We start from the raw sequence: 24,264 nt of genomic DNA, 5'->3' as shown, positions 1-24,264 counted from the left end.
TCCGGTGTTCAATGGGATGACGGCCACCTCCACCGGATCGGTTGTCGAACGGAGGTGACCGAGCCGATGACCACATCGCCGTATGCGGCGCCGTCGGTGTCCGCCTCCGCCCTCCCGACGCCTCACCATCCGCCCTGTCCCGGTGCGACCTTGCCGACCCTCCCGGTCCCGGACGACTGGGACGAGGCATCCCGCATGGTGTCGGCCGCGTACTACCCCCACACCCTGACGCGACTGTCCCGGGACAGCACCGCCGGACTGGTCGTCGGCCGGGCGACGCTCGGCCCGATCCGCCTGGCCCGCATCGGGTGGGGCGCCGACGTGACGGTCGAGTCCGAACACCCCGGCGGCTACGGCGTCAACATTCCGCTCTCGGGCCACCTCGGTTCCGTCATCCGTGGGGTCGACGTGGTCTCGGCGGTCGGCCAGGCCACCATCTGCCCACCCGACACCACGACCCACATCGACCGGTGGGACCGCGGATGCCAGATCCTCGGCGTCGGCATCGGCATCGACCATCTCGACGCACACCTCGTGCGGGTTGCCGAACCGGGTGGCCGGCTGCCGCTGCAGCTCGACCTCCGCACCCCGGAGGGGGCGAGCTGGCTCCGGCTGGTGCACTCCCTCGCCGAACAACTCACCACCGACTCCGGGCTGCTGCGCAACGATCTCGTCGCCGGCCAGCTTGCCGGTGCCGTCACCACGGCCCTGATCCTCGCGGCGGCGCCCCCGGCCGAGGCGGCCGCACCCCGCCCCCGGATCGTCAAGCGGGTGCTCGACGCCCTGCACGCCGATCCGGGTCGGATGTGGACTGCGGTCGACATGGCCGAGTGCGCCGGTGTCGGGGTGCGCCGCCTCCAGGAAGGATTCCGCAAGTACGTCGGGCGGAGCCCGTCGGAATGCCTTCTCGACATCCGGCTCGAACGAGCGCATCGGGAACTGCTCGCCGCCGACGGCCACTGCACCGTGACCGACATCGCGAAACGGTGGGGGTTCACCCACACCGGCAGGTTCGCGGCGGCGTATCGGAACAAGTACGGCACGTCCCCGTCCCAGTCCCTGCGGGGCTGACCGCGGACGCGGCCCCGAACCGGACGAACCGATCTCCGGCGCCGCCGGTCGCATTCGCCCTATCGTGTGCGTGACAGACCGTCACGTTCAGTAGGGGGACGCCATGCGCACGGGGGAGAACACCGTCTGGCACTGGGACGTCAGCATCCGCGCCCGCGTGATCGCCGGGGTGGCCCGGGCGATCGTCAAACCGCTGTTCACGGTGTGGCCGACGACCGACAGCGGCATCCGTCTGCTCGCGAAACTGGAGACCTACGCCGACCGCCTGCCCGCGCCGCCGGGCACCGAGGTCAGGCCGCTGACACTGGGCGGGGTGCCCTGCGAGCGGGTCGTGCACCGGAGCGCCGCGACCGACGCCCTCGCCGACGCGACCATCCTCTACCTGCACGGCGGCGGATTCGTGTTCTGCGGCCGCGGCACCCATCGCAGCGTGTGCGCGTTGCTGTCCGCACGCGCCGGGGTGCCGGTGGTCTCGGTGGAGTACCGGCAACTGCCCGACGGCGGCGTAGGAACCTCGATCGCCGACGCGATGGCCGCCTACCGCGCGTTGCTCGACTCCTGTCCGGACCCGACGAAGATCGTCGTCGCCGGTGACTCCGCCGGCGGCTACCTCGCGATGAAGATCGCCGAGATCGCCGCGAGGGAGCGACTGCCGCGACCGGTCGCGGTCATCGGCTACTCCCCGCTGCTCAGCCTGCACCTCGAACGGCACGACGCGGCGTTCATGCGCAAGGACGCCTACCTGCCGATGCGGCAGGTGGCGAAGCTGAAGGACCGCTGGCTCGGCGGGCCCGACGCGATCGTCGGGGTCGATTCCCCGGTCGACGCGGACCCGGCGCTGTTTCCTCCGGTGTTCCTCTCCTGCGCCGAGTACGAGCTGATGCGCCCGGACGTCGAACTGCTCACCACCCGGCTCGAGCGGGCCGGCCGGACCGTCGAGACCCACCTCTGGAGCGGGCAGATCCACGCGTTCCCGGTGCTCGGCACGATCCTGCGGGAGAGCCGCGAACTCGTCACCCTCAGTGTCGACTTCGCGCGGCGCACGGTCGCGACGCAGCAGCGCCAGACCGCCTGACCCCTCGGGGGTCCCGCCCGGCGTACCGGATCCTCAGCGAACGTCGACGTACTCGGCGTAGCCGAGGCCGGTGACCTCCCGCCCGCGGTGGTGCCCCTCGAACCGGAAGCTGCCGACGTATCCGGCGCCCAGTCCGTACGTCCAGTCCCCGCCGGCCGTGCACTCGAGCAGCAGCAACTCAGTGCCGTCAGCGCTCAGGCGCCAGCGGAAGCGCGCGGGCAGGGTCATGTCCCGACCGTCGGGAGTACGGTGCGGCGCGTCCGCGTACCGCTCGACGGTGAGCACGCAGCCCGTCGTGTATCCGACGCTCCACCCGTCCCGGGACCGCAGGTACGCCGTGCGCAGCAGCGGGATGCCACGCGGGCCGGTGACATGGCTGAGCAGCACCTGGGTGTCCTCGTCGAGATTGACCACGTGATAGGTGAACAGTCGCGCGGGAAGCTTTGCGCGGGAAGCCAACCCGATCGGCAACACGCTGTGGGCACCGGCCCCGCGGGCATACTCGAGCGTGCACAGCCCGGAGACGTCCTGCACCTCCCCCGCGTGACCGACGGTGCCCTCGTACTCGCACAACAGGCTCCAGTGCCGATACACGCCGGGAACGTCGAAGAACCGGCTGATCTGCCCCGTCGCCCGCAGCGTCAGGTCGACGCGCACCTCCGGGTGGGTACGCCGCACCGTGAACTCGGGGTGGCGGGACTCGATGATCAGGTCGTCACCGAACCGCAGCACGCTGCCGTCGGCCGCGAACTCGCAGTCCCGGGACGTCGCGTAGGGCCCGAATCCGCCGTCCGTCATCGCCGCGGTCGACGAGACGACGGTGGCGCTGTCCCGGGGTGTCGTCGCGATCGCCCAGTCGTTCGCGAAGACCGACACCTCCGGGGTACCGACGATCGCCATCACCCCGAAGTACCGATGTGGTTCGGGGAGATTCGGCACCATCACGCCGTAGTGCGCCCAGTTGAACCAGCGCGACCCGAGTGGCCCTCGACCGCCGGGCGGACGCAGGTCGACCGGGCCCCGCACCGGCGGCTGAGGGCCCGACGCGCCCCGGTTCACGAGGGACAGCGCGCGTTCGGCGACGCTGCGACGCCCGGTCACCCGTCGAGAGGCTTCGCGCCGAGCATGTTGGACAGCAGCTCGATCGCGGCCTCGTCGGGGTCGCGGCGGGAGGACGGATCGACCGGTTCGGCCGCCTCCGCCATCATCTCCTCCTCGTCCTCCGGGGTCACCGAGTCCGGTGACGGCGGAACGAAGTCGGGCGGCGGCCCCGGATCGTCCGGGTAATCCGGGTAGTCCGGCGGCGGAATGTCGTCCACCGGCGGACCCGGCTCGGGACGGGAAGGACGCGCCGGCGCGGCCTGCGACTGACTCGGCCGCGAAAACCTCGGCGCACCAGCCGGCTTCGCCTGCTCACGCGACGGCGCGGGCCGGGCCGCCGCGGCCTGGTCGGGGGCGCCGACCTGGCAGTCGACGGACCACTCCACCCCGAACACCTCGCGCAGCGCCTGCCGGATCACGTCGGCGTTGCGGGGTTCGACGAGACGCTTGGCGAGCGGCGCGGACGCGTGCACGAGCACCAGCGTGCCGCCCTCCACACTGCGGACGGAGGCGCCGGACAGCATCACCTCGACGGTGCGGCTGTGCTCGCGCACCTTCGTTCGCACGTCCGACCACGCAGCCCGGACCGCGGCCGCATCCGGCTCGTCCGACCGCGGCGTCGCGACCGGAGCCTCCGCCGCCGCCGGAGGCGCGACCTCGACGGATCCCTGGTCGAACTCCGATGCGGGAGAGGCGGTTTCGTTCAGATGGCCGGCGAGCTCTTCATCGGCCGGAGCCGCTTCGCCGACGTCCGCGGTGCCTGCGGCGACATCCTCCGTCGGAGGGGTGTCGCCCCGAGGAGTCACGGCGTCGGGGGCGGCGGCCACGGCCGGTGCGGTGTCGCTGACGGCGTCCAGGACACCGGTCGGGCCGGGTTCCGGCTGCGCCGACGCGGCCACGAGATCCTGGTCGGACAGCGCTGGGGCCTCCGACGGCACGTCCGCGGCGTCGGGCACCACGGGCGGCACCGCCGCGGCCCGTGCTCGTGCTGCCGCCTCCTCGGCGGCGGCCTGCGCCTCCGCCGCGAGCTTGGCCAGAGCGGCCGCCTCCGCTTCCGCGGCGGCCTGCGCCTCGGCGGCGGCCCTGGCCCGCGCAGCGGCCTCTTCCTCGGCCGCACGCCGGGCCCGCTCGGCGGCCTCCGCCTCGGCGGCAGCCTGGGCACGCGCGGCGGCCTCCGCCTCGGCGGCGGCCTGCGCCTGGGCCGCCTCGGCCTGCGCTGTCGCGTCGGCCTGTGCGACGGCCGCGGGCTGCTCCTGCGTCCGATCGTGGGCCTGCGCCTCGGCGGCCTCGGTCTGTCGACGCTGCGACGGTCGCTGGAAACGCGGAGCCGGCTCGTCCGCTGCGGGCGACCGGTCGGGGGCGGGTGCCGACACCGCGGTCGGCACCGCCGGAGCCGCACCACCGGACGAGGCGAGCGCCCCACCCTGCTCGAGCCGCTCGAGCCGTTGCAGCACCGCCGACTCGGCGTCCGACGCGGACGGCAACAGCATCCGGGCGCAGATCACCTCGAGCAGCAACCGCGGCGCGGTCGCCCCACGCATCTCACCGAGTCCGGCGTGCAGAAGCTCCGCGTACCGGGCCAGCGTCGCCGGACCGATCCGCTGCGACTCCTCTCGCATCCGTTCGAGGACGTCGCCGGGGGCGTCGACGAGGCCTCGCTCGCCGGCGTCCGGGACGGCACGCATCAGGATCAGGTCGCGCAGGCGTTCGAGCAGGTCCACCGCGAACCGGCGCGGATCGTGCCCGGCGTCCATCACCTTGTCGACGGTGCCGAACAGCGACGCGCCGTCCCCGGCCGCGAGAGCGTCGACGGCCTCGTCGATCAGCGCGACGTCGGTGACGCCGAGCAGCGCGAGCGCCCGGGCGTAGGTGACACCCTCCGCACCGGCGCCGGCGAGCAACTGGTCCAGAACACTGAGCGAGTCACGCGGCGACCCGCCGCCCGCCCGGATCACCAGCGGGTACACCGTGTCCTCGACGGCGACGTGCTCCTGCGCGCAGATCTTCTCCAGGAGCCCGCGCATCGTGTTCGGCGCCAGCAACCGGAACGGGTAGTGGTGGGTGCGCGACCGGATCGTCGGCAGCACCTTCTCCGGTTCGGTGGTCGCGAACACGAAGATCAGGTGCTCCGGCGGCTCCTCGACGATCTTGAGCAGGGCGTTGAAGCCCTGCGTGGTCACCATGTGCGCCTCGTCGACGATGAAGATGCGGTACCGCGACTCCGCCGGCGCGTAGAACGCGCGGTCACGCAACTCGCGGGTGTCGTCGACGCCACCGTGGCTGGCCGCGTCGAGCTCGATGACGTCGAGGTTGCCGGGGCCACCGGGGCCGAGCGCGACACAGGAGTGGCAGGTGCCGCACGGGGTCGACGTGGGGCCCTGCACACAGTTCAGCGACCGCGCGAGGATGCGGGCGGACGACGTCTTGCCGCAGCCGCGCGGACCGGAGAACAGGTACGCGTGGTTGATGCGTCCCGCGTCGAGTGCGGTGCTCAGCGGTTCGGTGACGTGCTCCTGCCCGACCACCTCCGCGAAGGTCGCCGGTCGATATTTCCGGTAGAGGGCCACGCGGTGAGGGTACCGAGGTTCCCCGACACCGCGGCGTCTGACCAGGATGTCGGGGTGGTCCGGTTGTCCTCACACCCGACGCACGGTGTGAGGAAGGTGAAACAAATCCGCAACACCCACGCAGCGCCCGCGAAACCGCAGCCGACGATCGTCACCGGGGGCGTGCGTGAGGATCCGCACGCGGAGGAGGCTGACGTGCACTCGATCGACACCGGAGACACCGCCTGGCTGCTGGTGGCCACCGCGCTGGTGCTGCTGATGACGCCGGGACTGGCACTGTTCTACGGCGGCATGGTGCGGTCCAAGGGCGTGCTCAACATGATCATGATGAGCTTCGTCGCGATCGCCCTGGTCACCGTCGTCTGGCTGATCGTCGGGTACAGCCTGGTCTTCGGCGACGACGTCGGCGGCGGGTTGATCGGCGGCCTCGAACACGTCGGCATGGCCGGCATCGACCCGGGCACCGTGCACGGCACCGTGCCCGAGCTGCTGTTCGCGACCTTCCAGCTGACCTTCGCGATCCTCACAGCCGCGCTGATCAGCGGTGCGATCGCCGACCGCACCAAGTTCTCCGCGTGGATGGTGTTCGTCCCGATCTGGACCCTGCTCGTCTACGTTCCGGTCGCCCACTGGGTGTGGGGCCCGGACGGCTGGATCGCGCAGCTCGGCGTGCTCGACTACGCCGGTGGGCTCGTCGTCGAGATCGTCTCCGGTGCGTCCGGGCTCGCGCTCGCCCTCGTCCTCGGGGAACGGATCGGGTTCCGCACCGAACCGATGCGACCGCACAACCTGCCGTTCGTCCTGCTCGGCGTCGGCCTGCTGTGGTTCGGCTGGTTCGGCTTCAACGCCGGCTCCGCGCTCGGCGCCAACGGGACCGCCGCCGCCGTCTTCGTCAACACCCTGGTCGCCGGCTGCACCGGCATGCTCGGCTGGGTCGTCGTCGAGCAGCGCCGCGACGGCCACCCGACCACGTTCGGCGCCGCCTCCGGCGTCGTCGCCGGTCTCGTCGCGATCACCCCCTCCTGCGGTTGGGTGACGATGCTCGGCGCGGCCGTCGTCGGTCTGCTCGCCGGTGTCGTGTGCTCGTTCGCGGTCGGCTGGAAGTTCCGGTTCGGCTACGACGACTCGCTGGACGTGGTCGGCGTGCACCTGGTCGGTGGCATCGTCGGCACCCTGGCGATCGGCCTGCTCGCCTCCCAGGTGATGACCCACGGACCCGAAGGCCTGCTGTACGGCGGCGGGCTCACCCAACTCGGGAAGCAGGCGCTCGCGGTCGCAGTGGTCGGCGGGTACGCGTTCGGCGTCACCTACCTCCTCGGCAAGGCGATCACCCGCTTCGTCGGTTTCCGCGTGACCGCCGAGCAGGAGACCACCGGCGTCGACCTCGCACTGCACGCCGAGTCCGCCTACGAGCACGCGGTCCTCGCGCACGGCAGCCCCGGCGCACTCGGAATGCACGGCGGGTCCGGACTGTTCGGGTCGCACGGCCACACCACCGGCCTGTTCCCGCCGCGTCGCGAGGACGAATCCGAGAAGCCCGACCGCGACGGGGAACCCGACCCGCAACGGGGCTGACGACCCGGCCTCGGTCGAGCCTGCACCACCCACCCGAAACAGGTCGGTGGGCACCGCGAATCCGCACGTGAGTGGCGAACACCCCGGACCGTGTTCGCGTCGATCTCCGCGGCCCGATTCGCGACGACCGGAATGGACCGTGTGCCCGCCGGCCCGACGCCGTCGGCACCTCCGAGCGCGGCTCACGACTCCGCGGTGCCCTCGCCCGCCGACCGCGGTCCGGCACCGCAGCACACCCCGGGTGACGGCGCCCGCGCACTCCCGATGCCGCACACCTCGTCCGGGGACCACGCATCGACGGCGGACCCACCGCCAACGAGACAACCGGCGCGGACCCGACGTCCGGCACCGGCGGCTCGGCCTCGGGCGCAGTCCAGCGCCCGAGGACACCGCAACACCCGTTCGCCGCGGCGATCGCACCCGGACTGCGGACGCCGTCGGGGAGGGGCGATCCTCGCGGATCTGCCGCCCGTCGTCATCCGCTACGACGCGCCGCGACAACATGTTTCGACATCCACACGAACAACCGGACGTCCGTGTATAACCCCTTTGTCCGAAACGTTCATTTCCGCACAACGAACGAGCGCCCCTCGACCGGTCGGCACATGCCCGGACCGACGGGCGCGTCCATGCCACGGCACCTTCGCACGAAGACAAGGAAGCGCATGACGAGTTCGACGACACGACCCTCCCGACGACACGGATTCCTCACCCGATTGGCGCTGGTCGGCGTCGCGAGCGGCGGGGCCCTCGCGTTCGCCGTTCCGACCGCCACCGCCGCGCCCACCCCGGTCCCGGGAGGCGCCGTCTGTGACCCGGCGGTCGGGGAAGGCTGCCTGAGCGTCGTGGTCAACGGCGGCACGTTCGACAACAACGGTTTCACACTGCCGATCAAGGACGGCGATCTGGTCATAGCCGGCACCCTCGCCCCGGACGGGCCGATCGTGCCGCGCAACGACGGTCACTTCGGCGTCTACAGCAAGCCGATGCAGGTGCCCGGCGGGGTTCTCGGCGTCGACCTCCCGCTGAACAACCTCTTCGGTCTCACCGGGGTGACCTCACAGGTCGAAGCAACCGAGACGCCGACGATCAACGGGTTGGTCACCGACTTCGACCTCACGATGCCGGCCCGACTGAAGATCGACAACCCGCTCCTCGGTGACAACTGCTACATCGGATCGCCCGAGAACCCGGTCGTGTTCGAACTGAACAAGGGGCCCGAGATGCCCGAGGGACACTTCGAGGACCCGTACCCCGCCGGGACGGCGTGGCTGACGAACATCCACAACGAGGCCGCCGACTTCGCGCTTCCCGGCGCGACCGGGTGCGGCCCGTTCGGGGTGCTCAACCCGATCGTCAACTGGCGGGCCAAGGTCCCGAACGACAGCGGCACCTCTCTGAACACCGAGGCCACCGGGTTCCTGTTCCCGTCCGCCAACGGCGGAACCGACCCGCTCACCGAAACAGGCGGCGCTGGAGGCAGTTCCGGCTCCTAGGTGGGTTTCCCGGGCGGGCATGCGCCCGGCGTGCCGTGACGAGGACCTCCGGCGATCGGCGGGTGTCACCCGACGAGCCGGAGGTCCTCGCGCCACCCGCTGTCGCCCACCCGACCCGTGTGGGCGATCGATCCCGACCACGTCGATGCACCCTCACATACCGATGATCGACGCGCCGGTGAGCCGCGAGGGCGCCCGGCGCCTAGGGCGCGACAGGGGCCATCGGGGCGAGGCCGAGATCGGCGAGCGCGGCCGCGCCGCGATCGGCCTGGTCGCCACCGGCGAGCACCCGGGTCCGCGCCGCCTGGTAGCGGCAGCCGGCGGCGTCGAACACGTCGGCCGTGGCCAGCAGCCGCGACATGTCCTGTGCGAGCAGCGCATCGGCCCGCTCCACGATGGCGCCGGCGACGGGGTTCCCGGCCACGATCGTGCGGGCCTCGGCCACGCGGTCACCCGCATCGGGGCTCCCGGCGAGCACGCCCGCCTCGGCACGCAACGCGACATACCAGTGCAGCCAGATCCACGTGACCCACAGCCACACCTCGCCGGGCGCGGGCGCCAGCCGTTCCACCGCGTCGCCGGCCTGCCCCCGGTGGAGCATGACCAGCGCATCGAAGACCGCGCCGTAGCCGTGGGTCTGCCCCGGTGAGGTGCCGAGCTGCCGCAGGACCGCGCCCCATTCGGCCCCGGCCGTGTCGTCGCCCCGCAGCCCGTGGATCATCGCCACACCGGCCGCCGCCGGACCGAGGACGGATCTGGCGGGGCTGCCGGACCGGTGCCAGGACTCGAGGAACCTGCCGCTGACGGTCAGTACCTCGTCGACGTCGCCGGTCAGCGCGTCGGTCACCAGCAGCCAGCTCGTGGCACGGTGACCGACCTCCGCCAGCAGCGGATGTTCCGCGAGTCGCCGTGCCCACCGCCCGGCACCGGCCAGGTCGCCCACGCCGAGGCCGGCCTCGGTGGCCTCGGCGAGCGCCTCGATCAGCTCGTGGGTGCCGGCCGGGGTGTCGGGTGTGAATTCCAGCAGCGCCATCCGGCGCCGCGCCGTGGCCGCGGCGGCGAACGTGTCCCCGGCCCAGCTCTGGGTTCCTGCCAGGGTGTCGAGCGCGGCGGACTCGGCGAGCGGATCGCCCGTCCGGTGTGCGAGGTCGACCGCGTGTTGGGCGCACGCGATCGTCTCCGGCACGGCGCCCTCGGTCGGGCGGCGGTCGGCGAACGCCTCGGTGAGCACCCGCCCGGCCTCGGCGAGCGCCACCGCGGCCTGTGCGTCCGGGTCCTCGCCGGCGAGCTCGCGCGCCTCCGCGATCAGCGCGATCGCCTCGCCCGGGGGCAGCACCCGGACGAATTTGCTCGCGAACCGGTAGGCGTCGGCGGCGGCGATCGCGAGGTCGCGGGAGGCGCCGGCGGGATCGCCCGCCCGGCGGGCGGCGTCCGCGGCCTCGCGCCGGAAGCGGTACATGTCGTCGCCACGCATCCGGCAGCCGGCCACGGCCGCGGCCTGTCGCAGGACCGACGCGGCGGTTGCCGGGTCGTCGGCGAGCGCGGCGGCCTGCTCGTAGCGGGACTGCGATTCGCCGATCAGGTTCCGGGTGAAGAGCAGATCCCCCAGGTTCCAGGCGAGGCGGCACGCGTCCGCACGCCGGTCCGGCCGATCGGCCGCCCACGCCGTGGCGGCGCGCAGGTCGTCGGCCACCGCGTCGAATCGCACCCGCCAGTCCGCCCCCACCACCACGAGGTCGGCGGCCTGGGTCAGGCACCAGTGCACGTGCCGAGTCCGCGTGTCGACCGACTCGCCCACCTGGTCGAGCTGCTCCGCCCCGTACTGGCGGATCGTCTCCAGCGCACGGTATTCGGTCCCGCGCGGGGAGACCGTCACCGCGAGCAGGCTCTGCTCGACGAGCCGGGCCAACCCGTCGGCGACGACGCCCCTCTCGGACGCGGCCACCCGCGCCGCCGCATCGGCGGTGAACGACTTCGCGAACACCGACACCCGGCGCAGGAGCAGCCGGTCGTCCGGCTCCAGCAACGCGTGGCTCCAGTCCAGGGCCGCCCGAACCGAGCGGTGCCGATCCTCGGCCCGGGCGCCGCCGGCGAGCATCCGGAGCTGGTCGGACAGGCCGGCCTCGAGGCCGTCGAGCCCCAGCGTGGTCCAGCGGGCGGCGGCCAGCTCGATCGCCAGCGCCACCCCGTCCAGCCGCGCACAGAACTCGGACACCTGTTCGCGCAGTGCGTGATTGGGCGGCCAGCCACTGGCCGCGGCACGATCCATGAACAGCTCGACCGCATCCGAGTCGCCTCCGCCGGACAACGACATCGGCGGGACCGGGTAGACCCGTTCGAACGGCACCATCATCCGGGCCCGGCTGGTCGCCAGCACCGTGACCCGCGGGCACGTCGCGAGCAGCCGCTCGACGAACGGCGCAACCCCGTCCTGCACGTGTTCGCAGTTGTCCAGCACCAGCAGGGCGCACCGGTCGGCCAGTGCCGCGAGCACCGTCTCGTCGATGCCGCGGCCGGGCTGCTCGCCGAGACCGAGCGCGAGGGCCACCGTCCCGGCGACCACGCTCAGGTCCGGGCTCGTGATCGGAACCAGGTCGACGAACCACACGCCGTCCGGGTAGGCGCCGGCCGCGTCCGCGGCGACCGTCAGCGCGAGCCGCGTCTTGCCGACGCCGCCGGGGCCGACCGCCGTCACCTGCCGATGTTCCTCGAGCACCCCGAGCAGCTCGGCCCGCTCCCGGGTGCGGCCGACGAACGAGGTCAGCGGCGTCGGGAGGGCCGGGGCCGGGCGCGACCGGTCGGCCTGCGGCGGCCCGGATGCGTGCCGGGCGAGCGCGCGCCGATCGGGAACGTCCAGCTTGCGCAGCAACGACGAGACGTGGCTCTCCACGGTGCGCACCGAAATGAACAGCCGAGCCCCGATCTCGGCGTTGCTGAGGTGGTCTCCCACCAGCGCGAGCACCTCTGCTTCCCGAGCGGAGATCTCCGCTGTCGCCGTCATGGGCCTGATTCTGCAGCACCGGCGTCGCGCTCACGGTCTGCGAACGGTCTGAAGTATCGGGTCCGCCGATCCGTGCCCCGATCCGTGGGCGGTTCCGTGGTCGCCACGGATGCGGACCGACCCCGCCGAGGGAGATGGTGGTGACACGTCCGGTTCACCTCGACAGACGGACAACCCCGGGTCGACACGACCCACGACCTCAGGAGTGATCATGACCAACACCACCACCCAGGGAATCAAGACCGTCCTGCACCCCGTGTCCGACCTGGCGGCGGCCAAGGCGGTCTACGCCGCGCTGCTCGGGGTCCCGCCGCAGACGGATTCGGACTACTACGTCGGCTTCGAGGCCGAGGGGCAGCACATCGGGCTCGTGCCCGCCGGCGGACCCCAGGGCATGACCTCGCCGGTGGCCTACTGGCACGTGCCGGACATCGAGGCGAAGGTGGCCGAGGTGACCGCCGCCGGGGCGACCGTGAAGGAGCCCGCGCACGAGGTCGGCGGCGGCCGGCTCGTGGCCACCGTCACCGACCCCGACGGCAACGTCCTCGGGCTGATCCAGGACCGCTGACCCCCGCGCCCCTCACCGTCAGCGCATCCCCACCAGGAGTCCCCATGAACTCGAACAACAACATTCGCCAGATCCACCGCTGGACGGCGATCGCCTTCACGGTCACCGTCGTCATCGCCACGGTCGCGGTGTCGCTGAACGCCGCCATCTGGTTCTCCTTCCTACCCCTGCTCCCGCTCGCCGTGCTCCTGTTCAGCGGCCTGTACCTGTTCGTTCTGCCGTACGCCCGCCACAACGCCCGGCCGACCGTCGGCGCGCACTGACCGCGCGGCGCCGGCTGCCCGACATCCCGATCACCCGCACCACCACCCTCACGAAGGAGACGGAACGATGGCCACACGGAAGACCAAGCCCGCGGTGGGATTCTCGGACGACGAGCGTGCCGCGATGAAGGAGCACGCCCGGGAGCTGAAAGCGGCCGCCGGCCGCGGATCCCGCGCGTCCAAGGCGGACGGGGAGAAGGACGTGCTCGAGAAGATCGCCGCCATGGCGGAACCCGATCGCGCCATCGCCGAACGGATCCATGCCATCGTCACGGCCAACGCTCCGGAACTCACGCCGAAGACCTGGTACGGCATGCCCGCGTACGCGAAGGCCGGCAAGGTCGTCTGCTTCTTCCGCAGCGCCGAGAAGTTCACGTCGCGGTACGCGACGCTCGGTTTCGAGGACATGGCGACCCTCGACGACGGGTCGATGTGGCCGACCTCGTTCGCGCTGACGAAGATCACCGCCGAGGACGAAGCCAGGATCGGCGAACTCGTGCGACGAGCGGCCGGCTGAGCGGGCGACGGTCGGTTCGTGCCCGGGTCCCGGGTCTCGAATCCCGTTCAGGGGCAGGGTGTTCGAGGCCCGGTCGGCGGCGCCGACCGGGTCACGACTTGGCGGCCTTGGCGGCGGCCTTCGCCGCCTTCTTGAACTCCCGCACCTCGGCGAGCGTCCGGTCGTCGACGACGTCGGCGATGGACCGACGCGATCCGTTCTCGCCGTAGGCACCGGCCGCCTCCCGCCACCCCGGCACCTGCACACCGATCTGCTTGCCGAGGAGGGCGAGGAAGATCCTGGCCTTCTGGTCGCCGTAGCCCGGCAATGCCTTGAGCCGCTTGAGAACTTCCCTGCCGTCGGGCTCGCCCTCGGTCCAGATCGCGGTCGGGTCGCCGTCCCAGTGTTCGACGAGATACCGGCACAGGGCCTGGACCCGCTTTCCCATCGACCCCGGGAACCGGTGCACCGCAGGCGGAGTCGCACAGATCGCGAGGAAGGACTCCTCGTCCATCTCGGCGATCGTGTGCACGTCGAGCCCGCCGAGTCGTTCGTCGAGCTTGCGGGGCCCGGCGAACGCGACCTCCATCGGAATCTGCTGATCGAGGAGCATCCCGATCAGCAGGGCGAGCGGGCTCGATGCGAGCAGGGCGTCGGCGTCGGGGTCTCCGGCAAGGTGCAACGTCAGGGACATGGGATCGATTCTGGCACCTGCGACGCCGCGGGGCGCGGAACAAACGCGCCGCCCCAGCCGTTCGTCGACCGTACGCCCGAACGGAAGGAATCACCGTGACCGAACCGGAGACGGAGTTCGACCGGCAACTGCACGTCCTGATCGACCTCGGCTACCCCGCGCTGACCGGACAGACCGCGGCCGAGTTCGCGGAGGCCCTCACACCGCTGCGGACCGTGGCGAACCGGTCGCCCGCCGAACGCGGCGACGACCACATCCCGTTCGTGCTCGTCGTGGCCCGCACCGCGGACGGGGCACCGATCGACAGCCACGACGCGATGGGCCGGACCGCGTTCGGCGTCCACCGCGGATTCGCCGACCTCGAACCGGACGACCTGGCGCGCTTCCGGCCGGTCGAGGGGGTCACGGTCCCCGGCGGCGTCGGCTACCTGCTGCTCGACGTCGACACCGGCAGCGACTACCTGAACGTGACGCCGGCGGACGCACTGACCACCGTCACGGACCGGGGACGCACCGGCCTGACCGTCGAGGAGGGCATCGCACTGCTGACCGCACGCCCCGACATGTTGCGGAAGAACAAGTGCTTCTCGCTGCTCGCGTCACGCTGCGGCGACAAGCGGGTGCCCGCGTTGTGGATCAGCCAGCGGCGACCGAAGCTCGGCTGGTGCTGGAACGGCAACCCGCACACCTGGCTCGGCTCCGCGTCGGCCACCGAACGGATCGGCACCCCCGGCTGACCCACGCCCTCCGCAACGGCGTGAACGGAAGCCTTCCCTCGACCAGGTCGAACGAATTGCTTCCGTTCACGTCACCGGTGGTGTGGTGGCGTCAGGCGTCGTCGAGTGCGTGCTCGGTCGCGGCGAGCAGGACACACGTCGCGACGCCGTCCATCGCCGTCTCGAGGTCCGCCATCGACGGGAAGCTCGGGGCGAGCCGGATGTTCATGTCGTCCGGGTCGGTCGAGTACGGGAACGCGGAGCCGGCGGCGGTCAGCGCGATGCCGGCGTCCTTCGCGAGCGCGATCACCCGCTTCGCGGTGCCGGGGACCACGTCGAGGCTGATGAAGTAGCCGCCCCTGGGTTCGGTCCACGACGCGACCTTCGTCGGGCCGAGCCGGTCCTCGAGGATCCGCAGCACGGCCGCGAACTTCGGCGCCAGGATCTCGCGGTGCTTCGCCATGTGCGCGCGCACCCCGTCGACGTCGCCGAAGAAGCGCAGGTGACGGAGCTGGTTGACCTTGTCCGGTCCGATGCTCTTCTTGCCGACGTGCTTCTGGTACCAGGCCAGGTTCGCGTCCGAGCTGCCGAAGAAGCTGACGCCGGCACCGGCGAAGGTGACCTTCGAGGTGGACGCGAACACGAACGGACGGTTCGGGTTGCCGGCGGCAGCGGCCAGGCCGAGCACGTCGTACGCCGGCGCGAACTCCTCGGTCAGCGGGTGCACTGCATACGCGTTGTCCCAGAACAGGCGGAAGTCGTCGGCCGCGGTCGGCATCGACACGAGCGCCCGGACCACCTCTTCCGAGTACACGGCACCGGTCGGGTTCGAGTACGTCGGCACCACCCACATGCCCTTGATCTGCGGGTCGTCGGCGACCAGGCGCGCCACCGCGGCCACGTCCGGACCGTCGGGTCGGATCGGGACCGGGATCATCTCGATGCCGAACGACTCGGTGATCGCGAAGTGCCGGTCGTAGCCGGGCGCCGGGCAGAGGAACTTGACCTTCGGCTCCTGCACCCACGGGCGCGGCGAGTCCACGTTGCCGTGCAGCAGCGAGAACACGACCAGGTCGTGCATGATCTCGAGGCTCGCGTTGTTGCCGGCGAGCAGGTTCGCGGTCGGGACGTTCAGCAGCTCGCCGAAGATCGCGCGCAGTTCGGGCAGTCCGGCCAACCCGCCGTAGTTGCGGACGTCGGTGCCGCCGCCGTCGCGGTGGTCGCCCTCGCCGGGCAGCGCCAGCAACGCCTCGGACAGATCCAGCTGCTCGGGCGACGGCTTGCCGCGGGTGAGGTCCAGAACCAGCTTCTCGGCCTTGAGCTGCTCGTACTTCTCGGACTGCCGTTCGTGTTCGGAACGGAGTTCCTCGTGGCTCATCAACCCAATCTGGGTTTGGGTAGGCATGCCGAAAGACCTTTCACACCGAGGCGGCGAGAGCGGAGCTGGGAAAAATAAGGGGACCCCGCGCACCCGGCAGAGCCCATTGACCCTTGCTGCCTTCCGGCCCTGGGGGAGTTCACAGGATGCGCGCCGCGCGGGATCCACCACGAGTGTAGCGAGCCTTCCGCCGGTACCCACAATCGGCCGGTCCGCCGGGCGCTCCGACCCCCCGTTTTTCGCACTGAGGGGGTGAGCCGGTATGCTCACCGGCGGAGGATTCGCCTAGTGGCCTATGGCGCTCGCCTGGAACGCGGGTTGGGTTAACGCCCTCAGGGGTTCAAATCCCCTATCCTCCGCCACACGATGGCCCCCGATCCGCGGATCGGGGGCCATCGTCGTATCCGGGTCGCGTGGCCCGCCCGGTTTCGGCCACGGTCGGCAGCGAGGTCACGCCCGCCCGAAAGCCCTTACCGCCAGACCTTCCTGGCTGGGATCCCCGCGGCCGAATCGAACGAACCAATCCCACGGAGGTATCGCACCTGCTCCGCCTCGGCGGCAGTTCCGACCCTTCGCGGGGCCCAGCACGCGGCAGCCTCGAATTGACGCCACTCGAATCCGCCGCCGCGATCACCGACTTCATCCGCGGGGTGCTGAACGGGAGTGTCACCTTCTCCTGACGTCCACCGGCGTCCAGACGGACGTCCTGATCACACGACGGCCCCCGATCTCCGGACCGGGGGCCGTCGTCGCTTCCCCGGGCAGATCCCGGTCCCGCGGGGATGTCGCATTCCCCCGTCGCGACCTCACTGTGACCGCTATCGTGCCCGGCGAGCCGCCGCCCATTCCCGACATTCCGGAGAAACCGCATGGTCAACCTCGCCGACATCTCGTACCCCCCGATCATCTCGACCGGCAGCTTCGCCGGGACACCGCTCGAGTCGATCGTCGCCGGACTCATCCAGATCGTCGTCATCGACGGCAGCTAGCGTCGACCGTCGGGGTGGGCCCTCATGAACGTCCACCCCGGCGAGGATGGCTCGGCAACGAACTCGGCCGAGTGTGCCCGGCAGCGCCGACTCGCCGGCATCCGCGAGATCCGCGAGATCCGGCCGGACCGGGTCCGCGAGATCGCCGCCCGGGGACAGTGACCGCTTTGTCGGGTCCCCGCCCTCCCGTCACCCCCTGTTCACGAAACCGTCGCGTTCACCCCGAAATCAGGGTGATCGGAAGTCTTCCGGTGTTCACCCGGGACCGATACGTTCCCGTCCCGCCCCACCCACCGACCTCGGGAGAACACTCATGGCAGGCTTCGCGTCCAGCGACCTGGGACCGATCATCAACGTCAGCGCCTACACCCTCGGCGCGCTCGTCAACCAGTCCGCGTACGGCTTCGGCGCGCTCGTCAACGCCGGGAGCAGCGGCAGCTGACGTCCTGCCGGCCGTGCACCCGCGTGCACGGCCGGCCGGTGTCGCGAATATTCAAGACGCCCCACCCGACCGGCACGAGGATGGGTGCATGACCGACACCGCCGCCATCGCCGACCGCTACCGCCGCCTGTCCGACACGTTCACCCGCACGGTCGAGTCCGTGCCCGCGGACCGCTGGGACTCCCCCTCGCCGTGCGAGGGCTGGACCGCACGGGACGTGCTGCGCCACGTGATCGACACGCACAGCTACCCCCTCACCCCGGCCGGGCTGACGCTGCCGCCGGCCCCGAGCGTCGACGACGACCCGCTCGCCGCGTGGACGCAGACGCGCGACGCGGCCCTCGACATCCTCGACGATCCCGCCCGCGCCGGCCTGGAGTACGACGGCAGCATGGGCCGCACGTCCGTAGCCCGGACCTTCGACGCCTTCCTCGGCTTCGACCTCGCCGTGCACCGCTGGGACGTCGCCCGCGCGACCGGGGTGGACGAGACCATCCCGGCCGAGGATCTCGCGATGGTCGCCGCGTTCGCCGACCGGATGGGCGCCCAGCTGCACACCCCCGGTGTCTGCGGTCCGGCGGTCGAGGTGCCCGTCGACGCGGACGAGCAGACCCGCGTGCTCGGCGTTCTGGGCCGCCGCGCCTGAGCGTCCACCCGCCCGCACCGCGCGGGTCGCTACCCTGGCTGACATGAGTCTGGACGTGCGCGGGGCGGGACGGTTCGCGCCCAGCCCGTCCGGCGACCTGCATCTGGGCAACCTGCGGACCGCGCTGCTGGCCTGGCTGTTCGCCCGCTCCTCCGGCCGCGACTTCCGGATGCGGGTCGAGGACCTCGACCGGGTCCGGCCGGGCGCCGCGCAGAGCCAGCTGGCCGACCTCGCGGCGATCGGGCTCGACTGGGACGGCGCCGTCGTCCACCAGTCGGACCGGCTGTCTCATTACGACGACGCCGTGGACAAGCTGGTCGCCGCGGATCTGACCTACGAGTGTTTCTGCACCCGACGGGAGATCCAGCAGGCGGTGACCGCGCCGCACGGCCCGGACGGGCACTACCCGGGCACGTGCCGGGACCTGACTTCGGAGCAGCGGCGGGCCAAGCGCGACGCCGGCCGGCCGCCGGCGATCCGGCTGCGCTCCGAGGTGGCGGACTTCGAGGTCCACGACCTGCTGCGCGGCCGCCACCGCGGACCGGTCGACGACGTGGTGCTCCGGCGCGGCGACGGCGTGCACGCCTACAACCTCGCCGTGATCGTCGACGACGCGGCCCAGGGCGTCGACCAGGTGGTCCGCGGTGACGACCTGCTCAGCTCGGCGCCGCGGCAGGCGTACCTGGCGACCCTGCTCGGTCTCCCCGTCCCGGTGTTCGCGCACGTTCCACTGGCGCTCAACGGCGACGGCAAGCGTCTGGCCAAACGCGACGGCGCCGTCACCCTCGCCGACCAGCGGGCCGCCGGCCGCACCCCCGACACGGTGCGCGGCGCCCTCGCCGCGTCGCTCGGACTGGCGGAGCCGGACGAGTCGCCGTCGATGACGACGCTGCTGGACCGATTCGACCCCGGCGCGCTACCGCGAACCCCCTGGGTGTTCACGCGGAGTTGACCGTCGTAGCCAAATCGGTACGAAACACCAGCTCAGCGTCCCTCATTCGGCCTCGCACCCCACGTAGTGTCGTCCCGCACAGACATGCGCCGTCACGACTGGCCCGGCACGACGAGGGGAATTCACGTGAGCGAGAACCCACCGCCCGGATCTCCCGATCCGAACAACCCACAGCCACCACCCAACCAGGGCTACCCGCCCCCGCCGCCCAACCAGGGCTACCCGCCCCCGCCGCCCAACCAGGGCTACCCGCCGCCGCCGAACTACGGCCAACCCCCGGCCGGTGGCTACCCGCCGCCCCCGAGCCAGGGCCAGCCGACGTACGGGCAGCCGGCCGGCTATCCCCCGCCGCCCGGATACGGCGCGCCCCAGCCCGGCGGTTACCCGCCGCCGCCTCCGACCGGCGGCTACGGTGCACCGATTCAGCCCGCCCCCGGATTCGGCGGCCCCGGCGGCACCCCGCAACTGACGATCGGTGACGCGATCGGCTACGCGTGGACCAAGTACAAGGCCAACGCCGGGGTGTGGATCGGGATCACCCTGATCGTCTTCGTGATCCAGCTCGTCGTCAGCTGGATCTTCGGCATGAACAGCTACGACAGCACGGACTTCGGCGACTACTTCTCGCCGTGGCGGATCATCGGGACCATCGTCAGCGTCATCGTCGGCTACCTGATCAACGCCGCCCTCGTCCGCGGCGCCCTCCACGAAGTGGACGGCAACAAGCCCGGTTTCGGGTCGTTCTTCCAGTTCACGAATGTCGGCGCGATCATCCTCGCCAGCCTGCTCGTCGGCCTGATGACCGCCGTCGGTTTCGTGCTGTTCGTGATCCCGGGCCTGGTCCTGGCGTTCCTGACCTGGTGGACCCTGCAGTTCGTGATCGACCGCGAACAGGACGCCGTCACCGCGATCAAGTCGAGCTTCTCCACGATCTCGTCGCACTTCGGCCCGCTGCTGGGTCTCGCGGTGATCCTCGTCCTGCTGAACTTCGTCGGGGCGCTGCTCTGCGGCCTCGGCCTGCTGGTCACCTTGCCGCTGACCCAGATCGCCTCCACGTACGCCTACCGGGTCGCGGTCGCCGGGCGCGTCGCACCCTGACCTGCGGTCGGGGTGAGACAAAAGCCCTGATTACAAACCTCGCACATCGGGCGCGAATCCGGACCGGGTTCGCGCCCGATGTCGTCGTGGTGTTTGGATTGCCGACGTGACAGTGAGCGACCCGCCCGAGAACAAGCCCGCCCAGGCCCCCGATCAGGCGGTCTTCGCCCACGTCAACCGCGGCTACTACCCGACGTTCGTGGCCCTGTTCACGGCCGTCCTGCTGATCTCGAACATCTGCGCCACCAAGGGCGTGGCGTTCTTCTCCGACGCGGAGGTGACCGTCGGGCCGCTGCAGATCCTGCCGATCATCACCGACGGCGGGTTCTTCCTGTTCCCGCTCGCGTACATCCTCGGCGACGTGCTCAGCGAGGTCTACGGCTTCAAGGCCACCCGCCGCGCCATCTACCTGGGCTTCGGGGCCCTGATCCTGGCATCGGCGTGCTTCTGGGTCCTGATCGAACTGCCCTCCGCCGACTTCTACGAGAACCAGGCGGCGCTCGAATCGGTGGTCGGCGTGTACCCGCGTCTGCTGCTCGCCGGGCTGTCGGGCTACCTGGTCGGACAGCTGCTGAACTCGCTGGTGATGGTCGCGATCAAGGAGCGCACCAAGGAGAAGCACCTGTGGGCCCGGCTGATCGGCTCGACGGTGGTCGGCGAGTTCGCCGACACGCTGATCTTCTGCGCGATCGCCGCCGGCGCCATCGGGATCAGCACCTGGGAGGACTTCGTCAACTACCTGCTCGTCGGGTTCCTGTGGAAGACCCTGGTCGAGGTCCTCGTCATGCCGATCACCTACCGCGTCATCGCCTACGTCAAGAAGCGCGAACCGACCTACCTCGTCGCGTCCTGACCCGTTCCCCGCGGTTCCTCACTGCCGCATCGGGTCGCGTGACGAGCCCCAATGTGACATCGGGGATCCCGTGACGGGGCGTCAGGCGCGGGCGGTGGCGTAGAAGCTGCTCAGCGTCTGCGCCTTCAGCTCGTCGAACCAGCCGCCGTCGATGCTGTCGCGGATCCGGTCGACGAGACGGATCGTGAACCGCTCGTTGTGGATGGTCGCGAGCGTCGAGGCGAGCATCTCCTTCGCCTTGAACAGGTGGTGCAGGTACGCGCGCGAGTAGTTGCGGCAGGTGTAGCAGTCGCAGTTCTCGTCGATCGGGCCGAAGTCCCGCTTGTACCGACTGGTGTTGACGTTGAACCGGCCGCGCTCGGTGTACATCGCGGCGTTGCGCGCGACCCGGGACGGGTTCACGCAGTCGAAGGTGTCGGCGCCGTTCTCGATCGCGGTGAACAGGTCGTCGGGTTCGCTGATGCCGAGCAGGTGCCGCGGCTTGTGCTCGGGCAGCTCCTCGTTGCACCAGCGCACGATCGTGCCGAGGTTCTGCTTCTCGAGCGCGCCGCCGATGCCGTAGCCGTCGAAGCCGCGGCCGCTCTCCCCGACGATCGACTCCAGTCCGCGGCACGCCTGGCGGCGCAGGTCCTCGTACTGCGCGCCCTGCACGACCCCGAACAGGGCCTGGTAGGGCCGGTGCCGACGCTCCGCGGTCAGGCGCTCGTGTTCGGCGATGCACCGCACCGCCCACGCGTGCGTCCGCTCCACCGACTCCTCCTGGTAGGCGCGGGTGTTGAACAGCGTGGTCAGCTCGTCGAACGCGAAGATGACGTCGGCGCCGAGCCGGTGCTGGATCCCCATCGAGATCTCGGGGGTGAACCGGTGCCGGGACCCGTCCCGGTGCGACTTGAACGTCACCCCGTCGTCGTCGACGTGCGCGAGTCGCTCCTTGCCCGCCGCGATCACGTCGTCGGACTGCACACCGACGGCCTCCATCGCGAGCACCTTCTTGAACCCGACCCCGAGCGACATCACCTGGAAGCCGCCGCTGTCGGTGAACGTCGGACCCGCCCAGTTCATGAACCGGCCCAGCCCGCCGGCCTCGTCGACGATGTCGGGTCCGGGCTGCAGGTACAGGTGGTAGGCGTTCGCGAGGACCGCCTGCGCACCGGCCTCGCGGATGGTCTCCGGCAGCACCGCCTTGACGGTGGCGTTGGTCCCGACCGCGATGAACGCGGGGGTGGCGATGTCACCGTGCGGGGTGTGGATGGTGCCGGTCCGGCCGAGCTGGCCGGGGATCCGGGTCCCGACCGTGAAGAACGGGTCGTTCGGGGACGGCACCGGCGCGTCGTGGTTGTGGTTCACCTGGGTCATCCGTTCGGTCACGCCTGCACCTGCGCCGGTCCGGCGAACTGGCTGTGGTAGAGCTCCGAGTAGGCCCCGCCTCGGTCGAGCAGCTCGGTGTGCGATCCCTGCTCGACGATGCGTCCCTCCTGCATCACGACGATCACGTCCGCGTCGCGGATCGTGGAGAGCCGGTGCGCGATCACGAAGCTGGTGCGGTCGCTGCGCAGGGCCGCGGTGGCGTGCTGGACCAGCAGCTCGGTGCGGGTGTCGACCGAGCTGGTCGCCTCGTCGAGGATCAGGATCGACGGCTGCGCGAGGAAGGCCCGGGCGATCGTGATCAGCTGCTTCTCGCCGGCGCTGACGTTGCTGCCCTCCTCGTCGATGACGGTGTCGTAGCCGTCGGGCAGCGTCCGCACGAACCGGTCCACGTAACTCATCCGGGCGGCCTGCAGGATCTGTTCCTCGGTGGCGCCGGGCAGGCCGTACGCGATGTTGTCGCGGATCGTGCCCCCGAACAGCCAGGTGTCCTGCAGCACCATCCCGATCCGGGACCGCAGGTCGTCGCGGGTCATGCGGGTGACGTCGACGCCGTCGATCAGGATCCGGCCGGAGTTCACCTCGTAGAACCGCAGGATCAGGTTCACCAGCGTGGTCTTGCCGGCGCCGGTCGGGCCGACGATCGCGACCATCTGGCCGGGCCGGGCGATCAGGTTCAGATCGTCGATCAGCGGCTGGTCGTCCTGGTACCGGAACGACACGTCCTGGAACTGCACCAGTCCCCGCTTGACGTCGGTGGTGACCGCCGGTTCCGGGTCGGGACTCTGCTCGTCCTCGTCGAGCAGTGCGAACACCCGCTCGGCCGACGCGACCCCGGACTGCATGAGGTTCATCATCGAGCTGACCTGCGTGATCGGCTGGGTGAACTGCCGCGAGTACTGGATGAACGCCTGCACGTCGCCGAGGCTCATCGTGCCGGACGCGACCCGCATGCCGCCGATCACCGCGATCGCGACGTAGTTCAGGTTGCCGAGGAACATCACCGCGGGCTGCACCAGCCCGGAGATCATCTGCGCCATGAACCCGGACCGGTACAGGGCCTCGTTCTTCTCGTCGAACGCGGCCCGCACCTCACGCTGACGGCCGAACACCTTGACCAGTTCGTGCCCGGAGTACGTCTCCTCGATCTGCGCGTTGAGCGCGCCGGTGTTCTGCCACTGCGCGACGAAGTGCCCCTGCGAGCGCTTCGCGATGAACGCGGTCACCGCGACCGACGCCGGGACCGTCAGGATCGCGATCAACGCCAGCAGTGGCGAGATCCACAGCATCATGCCGAGGATGCCGACGACGGTCAGGACCGCGGTGAGCAGCTGGCTGATCGTCTGCTGCACCGTCTGCGCGACGTTGTCGATGTCGTTGGTGACGCGGGACAGCAGGTCGCCGCGCTGGCTGGTGTCGAAGTAGCGCAGCGGCAGCCGGTGGATCTTGGCCTCGACCTCGGCGCGCAGCTGCCTGATGGTGCCCTGCACGATGTTGTTGAGCAGATACGCCTGGAGCCACGCGAACAGCGACGCGAGCAGGTAGAGGCCGAGCACCAGGAGCAGGACCCGCATCAGCGCGTCGAAGTCGATCCCGGCGCCGGGGACGACGTCCATGCCGGAGACCATGTCCGCGAGGGTGCTCTGCCCCTCCGCGCGCAGCGCGTCGACCGCCTGGTCCTTGGTCAGCCCCGCGGGCAGCTGCCTGCCGATGATGCCGTCGAAGATGATGTTGGTCGCCTGACCCATGATCTTCGGGCCGATGACGCTGAACACGACGCTGATCGTCGCCAGCACGATGACCGCGCCGACCTCGAACCGGTGCGGTGTCAGCCGGCCCAGCAGGCGGCGGACCGACGGCCCGAAGTTCATGGCCTTCGTCCCGGGCGGTGTCGCGGCGGCGGCCGGGCCTCGCATGG

General features: G+C 71.0%; 21 protein-coding genes, 1 tRNA gene and 1 other RNA gene. 15 read left to right on the top strand and 8 right to left on the bottom strand.

What is annotated here, in order from left to right:
• Positions 1 to 195: 195 nt before the first annotated feature.
• Positions 196 to 1,071, top strand: a complete 876-nt coding sequence (locus ABD951_RS14890) for an AraC family transcriptional regulator (RefSeq protein WP_345346372.1) — start codon at positions 196 to 198, stop codon at positions 1,069 to 1,071.
• A 103-nt stretch (positions 1,072 to 1,174) separates the two neighbouring features.
• Complete coding sequence (locus ABD951_RS14885; protein WP_345346109.1) at positions 1,175 to 2,146, top strand: alpha/beta hydrolase; 972 nt, start codon at positions 1,175 to 1,177, stop codon at positions 2,144 to 2,146.
• A gap of 33 nt (positions 2,147 to 2,179) precedes the next feature.
• Here ABD951_RS14885 and ABD951_RS14880 read toward each other — a convergent pair whose 3' ends face one another.
• Together ABD951_RS14880 and ABD951_RS14875 are read right to left on the bottom strand one after the other, a co-directional pair.
• Positions 2,180 to 3,247 carry a DUF6670 family protein gene (locus tag ABD951_RS14880; RefSeq protein WP_345346106.1) on the bottom strand — a complete coding sequence of 356 codons (1,068 nt, stop codon included), beginning with the start codon at positions 3,245 to 3,247 and terminating at the stop codon, positions 2,180 to 2,182.
• The gene (locus ABD951_RS14875; RefSeq protein ID WP_345346103.1) at positions 3,244 to 5,814 is read right to left on the bottom strand and encodes a DNA polymerase III subunit gamma and tau; all 2,571 of its coding nucleotides are present in this window, start codon (positions 5,812 to 5,814) and stop codon (positions 3,244 to 3,246) included. Before ABD951_RS14875 ends, ABD951_RS14880 begins: the two co-directional genes overlap by 4 nt.
• A 195-nt stretch (positions 5,815 to 6,009) precedes the next feature.
• On the opposite strand from ABD951_RS14875, the gene ABD951_RS14870 reads away from it, so the two are divergent.
• Together ABD951_RS14870 and ABD951_RS14865 are read left to right on the top strand one after the other, a co-directional pair.
• Entirely contained in the window at positions 6,010 to 7,389 is a 1,380-nt protein-coding gene (locus ABD951_RS14870; protein WP_345346369.1) for an ammonium transporter, read from the top strand.
• Positions 7,390 to 8,054: 665 nt separating this feature from the next.
• On the top strand, positions 8,055 to 8,885 hold the full coding sequence (locus ABD951_RS14865) for a hypothetical protein (RefSeq protein ID WP_345346100.1): 831 nt from the start codon (positions 8,055 to 8,057) through the stop codon (positions 8,883 to 8,885).
• A 202-nt stretch (positions 8,886 to 9,087) separates the two neighbouring features.
• On the opposite strand, the gene ABD951_RS14860 is transcribed toward ABD951_RS14865, so the two are convergent.
• The gene (locus ABD951_RS14860) at positions 9,088 to 11,886 is read right to left on the bottom strand and encodes an ATP-binding protein (protein ID WP_345346097.1); all 2,799 of its coding nucleotides are present in this window, start codon (positions 11,884 to 11,886) and stop codon (positions 9,088 to 9,090) included.
• Between the two features lie 211 nt (positions 11,887 to 12,097).
• On the opposite strand from ABD951_RS14860, the gene ABD951_RS14855 reads away from it, so the two are divergent.
• The 3 genes from ABD951_RS14855 to ABD951_RS14845 all read left to right on the top strand — a co-directional run bounded on the left by ABD951_RS14855 (position 12,098) and on the right by ABD951_RS14845 (position 13,234).
• On the top strand, positions 12,098 to 12,454 hold the full coding sequence (locus tag ABD951_RS14855; RefSeq protein ID WP_345346094.1) for a VOC family protein: 357 nt from the start codon (positions 12,098 to 12,100) through the stop codon (positions 12,452 to 12,454).
• Positions 12,455 to 12,498: 44 nt separating this feature from the next.
• Complete coding sequence (locus ABD951_RS14850) at positions 12,499 to 12,717, top strand: hypothetical protein (RefSeq protein ID WP_345346091.1); 219 nt, start codon at positions 12,499 to 12,501, stop codon at positions 12,715 to 12,717.
• 67 nt (positions 12,718 to 12,784) lie between these two features.
• Complete coding sequence (locus ABD951_RS14845; RefSeq protein ID WP_345346088.1) at positions 12,785 to 13,234, top strand: iron chaperone; 450 nt, start codon at positions 12,785 to 12,787, stop codon at positions 13,232 to 13,234.
• 91 nt (positions 13,235 to 13,325) lie between these two features.
• Here the strand turns inward: ABD951_RS14845 and ABD951_RS14840 are convergent, their stop codons facing one another.
• Positions 13,326 to 13,907, bottom strand: a complete 582-nt coding sequence (locus ABD951_RS14840; protein ID WP_345346085.1) for an HhH-GPD-type base excision DNA repair protein — start codon at positions 13,905 to 13,907, stop codon at positions 13,326 to 13,328.
• 95 nt (positions 13,908 to 14,002) lie between these two features.
• On the opposite strand from ABD951_RS14840, the gene ABD951_RS14835 reads away from it, so the two are divergent.
• Positions 14,003 to 14,644 carry a DUF5701 family protein gene (locus tag ABD951_RS14835; protein WP_345346082.1) on the top strand — a complete coding sequence of 214 codons (642 nt, stop codon included), beginning with the start codon at positions 14,003 to 14,005 and terminating at the stop codon, positions 14,642 to 14,644.
• Positions 14,645 to 14,735: 91 nt separating this feature from the next.
• Here the strand turns inward: ABD951_RS14835 and ABD951_RS14830 are convergent, their stop codons facing one another.
• Positions 14,736 to 16,028 (bottom strand): aspartate aminotransferase type Ic, encoded by a 1,293-nt coding sequence (locus ABD951_RS14830; protein ID WP_345346079.1) that lies wholly within the window; start codon positions 16,026 to 16,028, stop codon positions 14,736 to 14,738.
• A gap of 47 nt (positions 16,029 to 16,075) precedes the next feature.
• An RNA gene (gene ffs / locus ABD951_RS14825) (signal recognition particle sRNA small type) lies at positions 16,076 to 16,170 on the bottom strand.
• Between the two features lie 105 nt (positions 16,171 to 16,275).
• Here ffs and ABD951_RS14820 point away from each other — a divergent pair.
• The 7 genes from ABD951_RS14820 to ABD951_RS14790 all read left to right on the top strand — a co-directional run bounded on the left by ABD951_RS14820 (position 16,276) and on the right by ABD951_RS14790 (position 20,981).
• Positions 16,276 to 16,363: transfer RNA gene (locus tag ABD951_RS14820), tRNA-Ser, on the top strand.
• Positions 16,364 to 17,014: 651 nt separating this feature from the next.
• Positions 17,015 to 17,152, top strand: coding sequence for a hypothetical protein (locus ABD951_RS14815; RefSeq protein ID WP_345346077.1), 138 nt, complete (start codon positions 17,015 to 17,017; stop codon positions 17,150 to 17,152).
• Between the two features lie 151 nt (positions 17,153 to 17,303).
• Complete coding sequence (locus ABD951_RS14810; protein WP_345346074.1) at positions 17,304 to 17,432, top strand: hypothetical protein; 129 nt, start codon at positions 17,304 to 17,306, stop codon at positions 17,430 to 17,432.
• Positions 17,433 to 17,520: 88 nt separating this feature from the next.
• Positions 17,521 to 18,078, top strand: coding sequence for a TIGR03086 family metal-binding protein (locus tag ABD951_RS14805; protein ID WP_345346072.1), 558 nt, complete (start codon positions 17,521 to 17,523; stop codon positions 18,076 to 18,078).
• A 43-nt stretch (positions 18,079 to 18,121) separates the two neighbouring features.
• Positions 18,122 to 19,030: a tRNA glutamyl-Q(34) synthetase GluQRS gene (gene gluQRS / locus ABD951_RS14800; RefSeq protein WP_345346070.1), complete on the top strand. Its 909-nt coding sequence runs from the start codon at positions 18,122 to 18,124 to the stop codon at positions 19,028 to 19,030.
• 126 nt (positions 19,031 to 19,156) lie between these two features.
• Positions 19,157 to 20,128, top strand: coding sequence for a DUF2189 domain-containing protein (locus ABD951_RS14795; RefSeq protein WP_345346068.1), 972 nt, complete (start codon positions 19,157 to 19,159; stop codon positions 20,126 to 20,128).
• Between the two features lie 106 nt (positions 20,129 to 20,234).
• Positions 20,235 to 20,981, top strand: a complete 747-nt coding sequence (locus tag ABD951_RS14790; RefSeq protein ID WP_425569858.1) for a queuosine precursor transporter — start codon at positions 20,235 to 20,237, stop codon at positions 20,979 to 20,981.
• Between the two features lie 81 nt (positions 20,982 to 21,062).
• Here ABD951_RS14790 and tgt read toward each other — a convergent pair whose 3' ends face one another.
• Both tgt and ABD951_RS14780 read right to left on the bottom strand, forming a co-directional pair.
• The gene (tgt, locus tag ABD951_RS14785) at positions 21,063 to 22,337 is read right to left on the bottom strand and encodes a tRNA guanosine(34) transglycosylase Tgt (RefSeq protein WP_345346360.1); all 1,275 of its coding nucleotides are present in this window, start codon (positions 22,335 to 22,337) and stop codon (positions 21,063 to 21,065) included.
• A gap of 8 nt (positions 22,338 to 22,345) precedes the next feature.
• Positions 22,346 to 24,262 carry an ABC transporter ATP-binding protein gene (locus ABD951_RS14780; RefSeq protein ID WP_345346357.1) on the bottom strand — a complete coding sequence of 639 codons (1,917 nt, stop codon included), beginning with the start codon at positions 24,260 to 24,262 and terminating at the stop codon, positions 22,346 to 22,348.
• Between the last annotated feature and the right edge of the window lie 2 nt (positions 24,263 to 24,264).

This window comes from Rhodococcus olei (genome assembly GCF_039540555.1).
GTDB lineage: Bacteria > Actinomycetota > Actinomycetes > Mycobacteriales > Mycobacteriaceae > Rhodococcus_G > Rhodococcus_G olei.
Note: the sequence above shows the minus strand (reverse complement) of the source record. Positions and strands in the feature narration are given on the sequence as shown.

Coding starts and splice junctions, on each gene's coding strand:
- ABD951_RS14805 (WP_345346072.1), top strand. CDS start 17,521: ATGACCGACACCGCCGCCATCGCCGACCGCTACCGCCGCCTGTCCGAC.
- ABD951_RS14850 (WP_345346091.1), top strand. CDS start 12,499: ATGAACTCGAACAACAACATTCGCCAGATCCACCGCTGGACGGCGATC.
- ABD951_RS14860 (WP_345346097.1), bottom strand. CDS start 11,886: ATGACGGCGACAGCGGAGATCTCCGCTCGGGAAGCAGAGGTGCTCGCG.
- ABD951_RS14780 (WP_345346357.1), bottom strand. CDS start 24,262: ATGCGAGGCCCGGCCGCCGCCGCGACACCGCCCGGGACGAAGGCCATG.
- ABD951_RS14830 (WP_345346079.1), bottom strand. CDS start 16,028: ATGCCTACCCAAACCCAGATTGGGTTGATGAGCCACGAGGAACTCCGT.
- ABD951_RS14855 (WP_345346094.1), top strand. CDS start 12,098: ATGACCAACACCACCACCCAGGGAATCAAGACCGTCCTGCACCCCGTG.
- ABD951_RS14885 (WP_345346109.1), top strand. CDS start 1,175: ATGCGCACGGGGGAGAACACCGTCTGGCACTGGGACGTCAGCATCCGC.
- ABD951_RS14865 (WP_345346100.1), top strand. CDS start 8,055: ATGACGAGTTCGACGACACGACCCTCCCGACGACACGGATTCCTCACC.
- ABD951_RS14890 (WP_345346372.1), top strand. CDS start 196: ATGGTGTCGGCCGCGTACTACCCCCACACCCTGACGCGACTGTCCCGG.
- ABD951_RS14810 (WP_345346074.1), top strand. CDS start 17,304: ATGGCAGGCTTCGCGTCCAGCGACCTGGGACCGATCATCAACGTCAGC.
- ABD951_RS14845 (WP_345346088.1), top strand. CDS start 12,785: ATGGCCACACGGAAGACCAAGCCCGCGGTGGGATTCTCGGACGACGAG.
- ABD951_RS14840 (WP_345346085.1), bottom strand. CDS start 13,907: ATGTCCCTGACGTTGCACCTTGCCGGAGACCCCGACGCCGACGCCCTG.
- gluQRS (WP_345346070.1), top strand. CDS start 18,122: ATGAGTCTGGACGTGCGCGGGGCGGGACGGTTCGCGCCCAGCCCGTCC.
- tgt (WP_345346360.1), bottom strand. CDS start 22,337: ATGACCCAGGTGAACCACAACCACGACGCGCCGGTGCCGTCCCCGAAC.
- ABD951_RS14815 (WP_345346077.1), top strand. CDS start 17,015: ATGAACGTCCACCCCGGCGAGGATGGCTCGGCAACGAACTCGGCCGAG.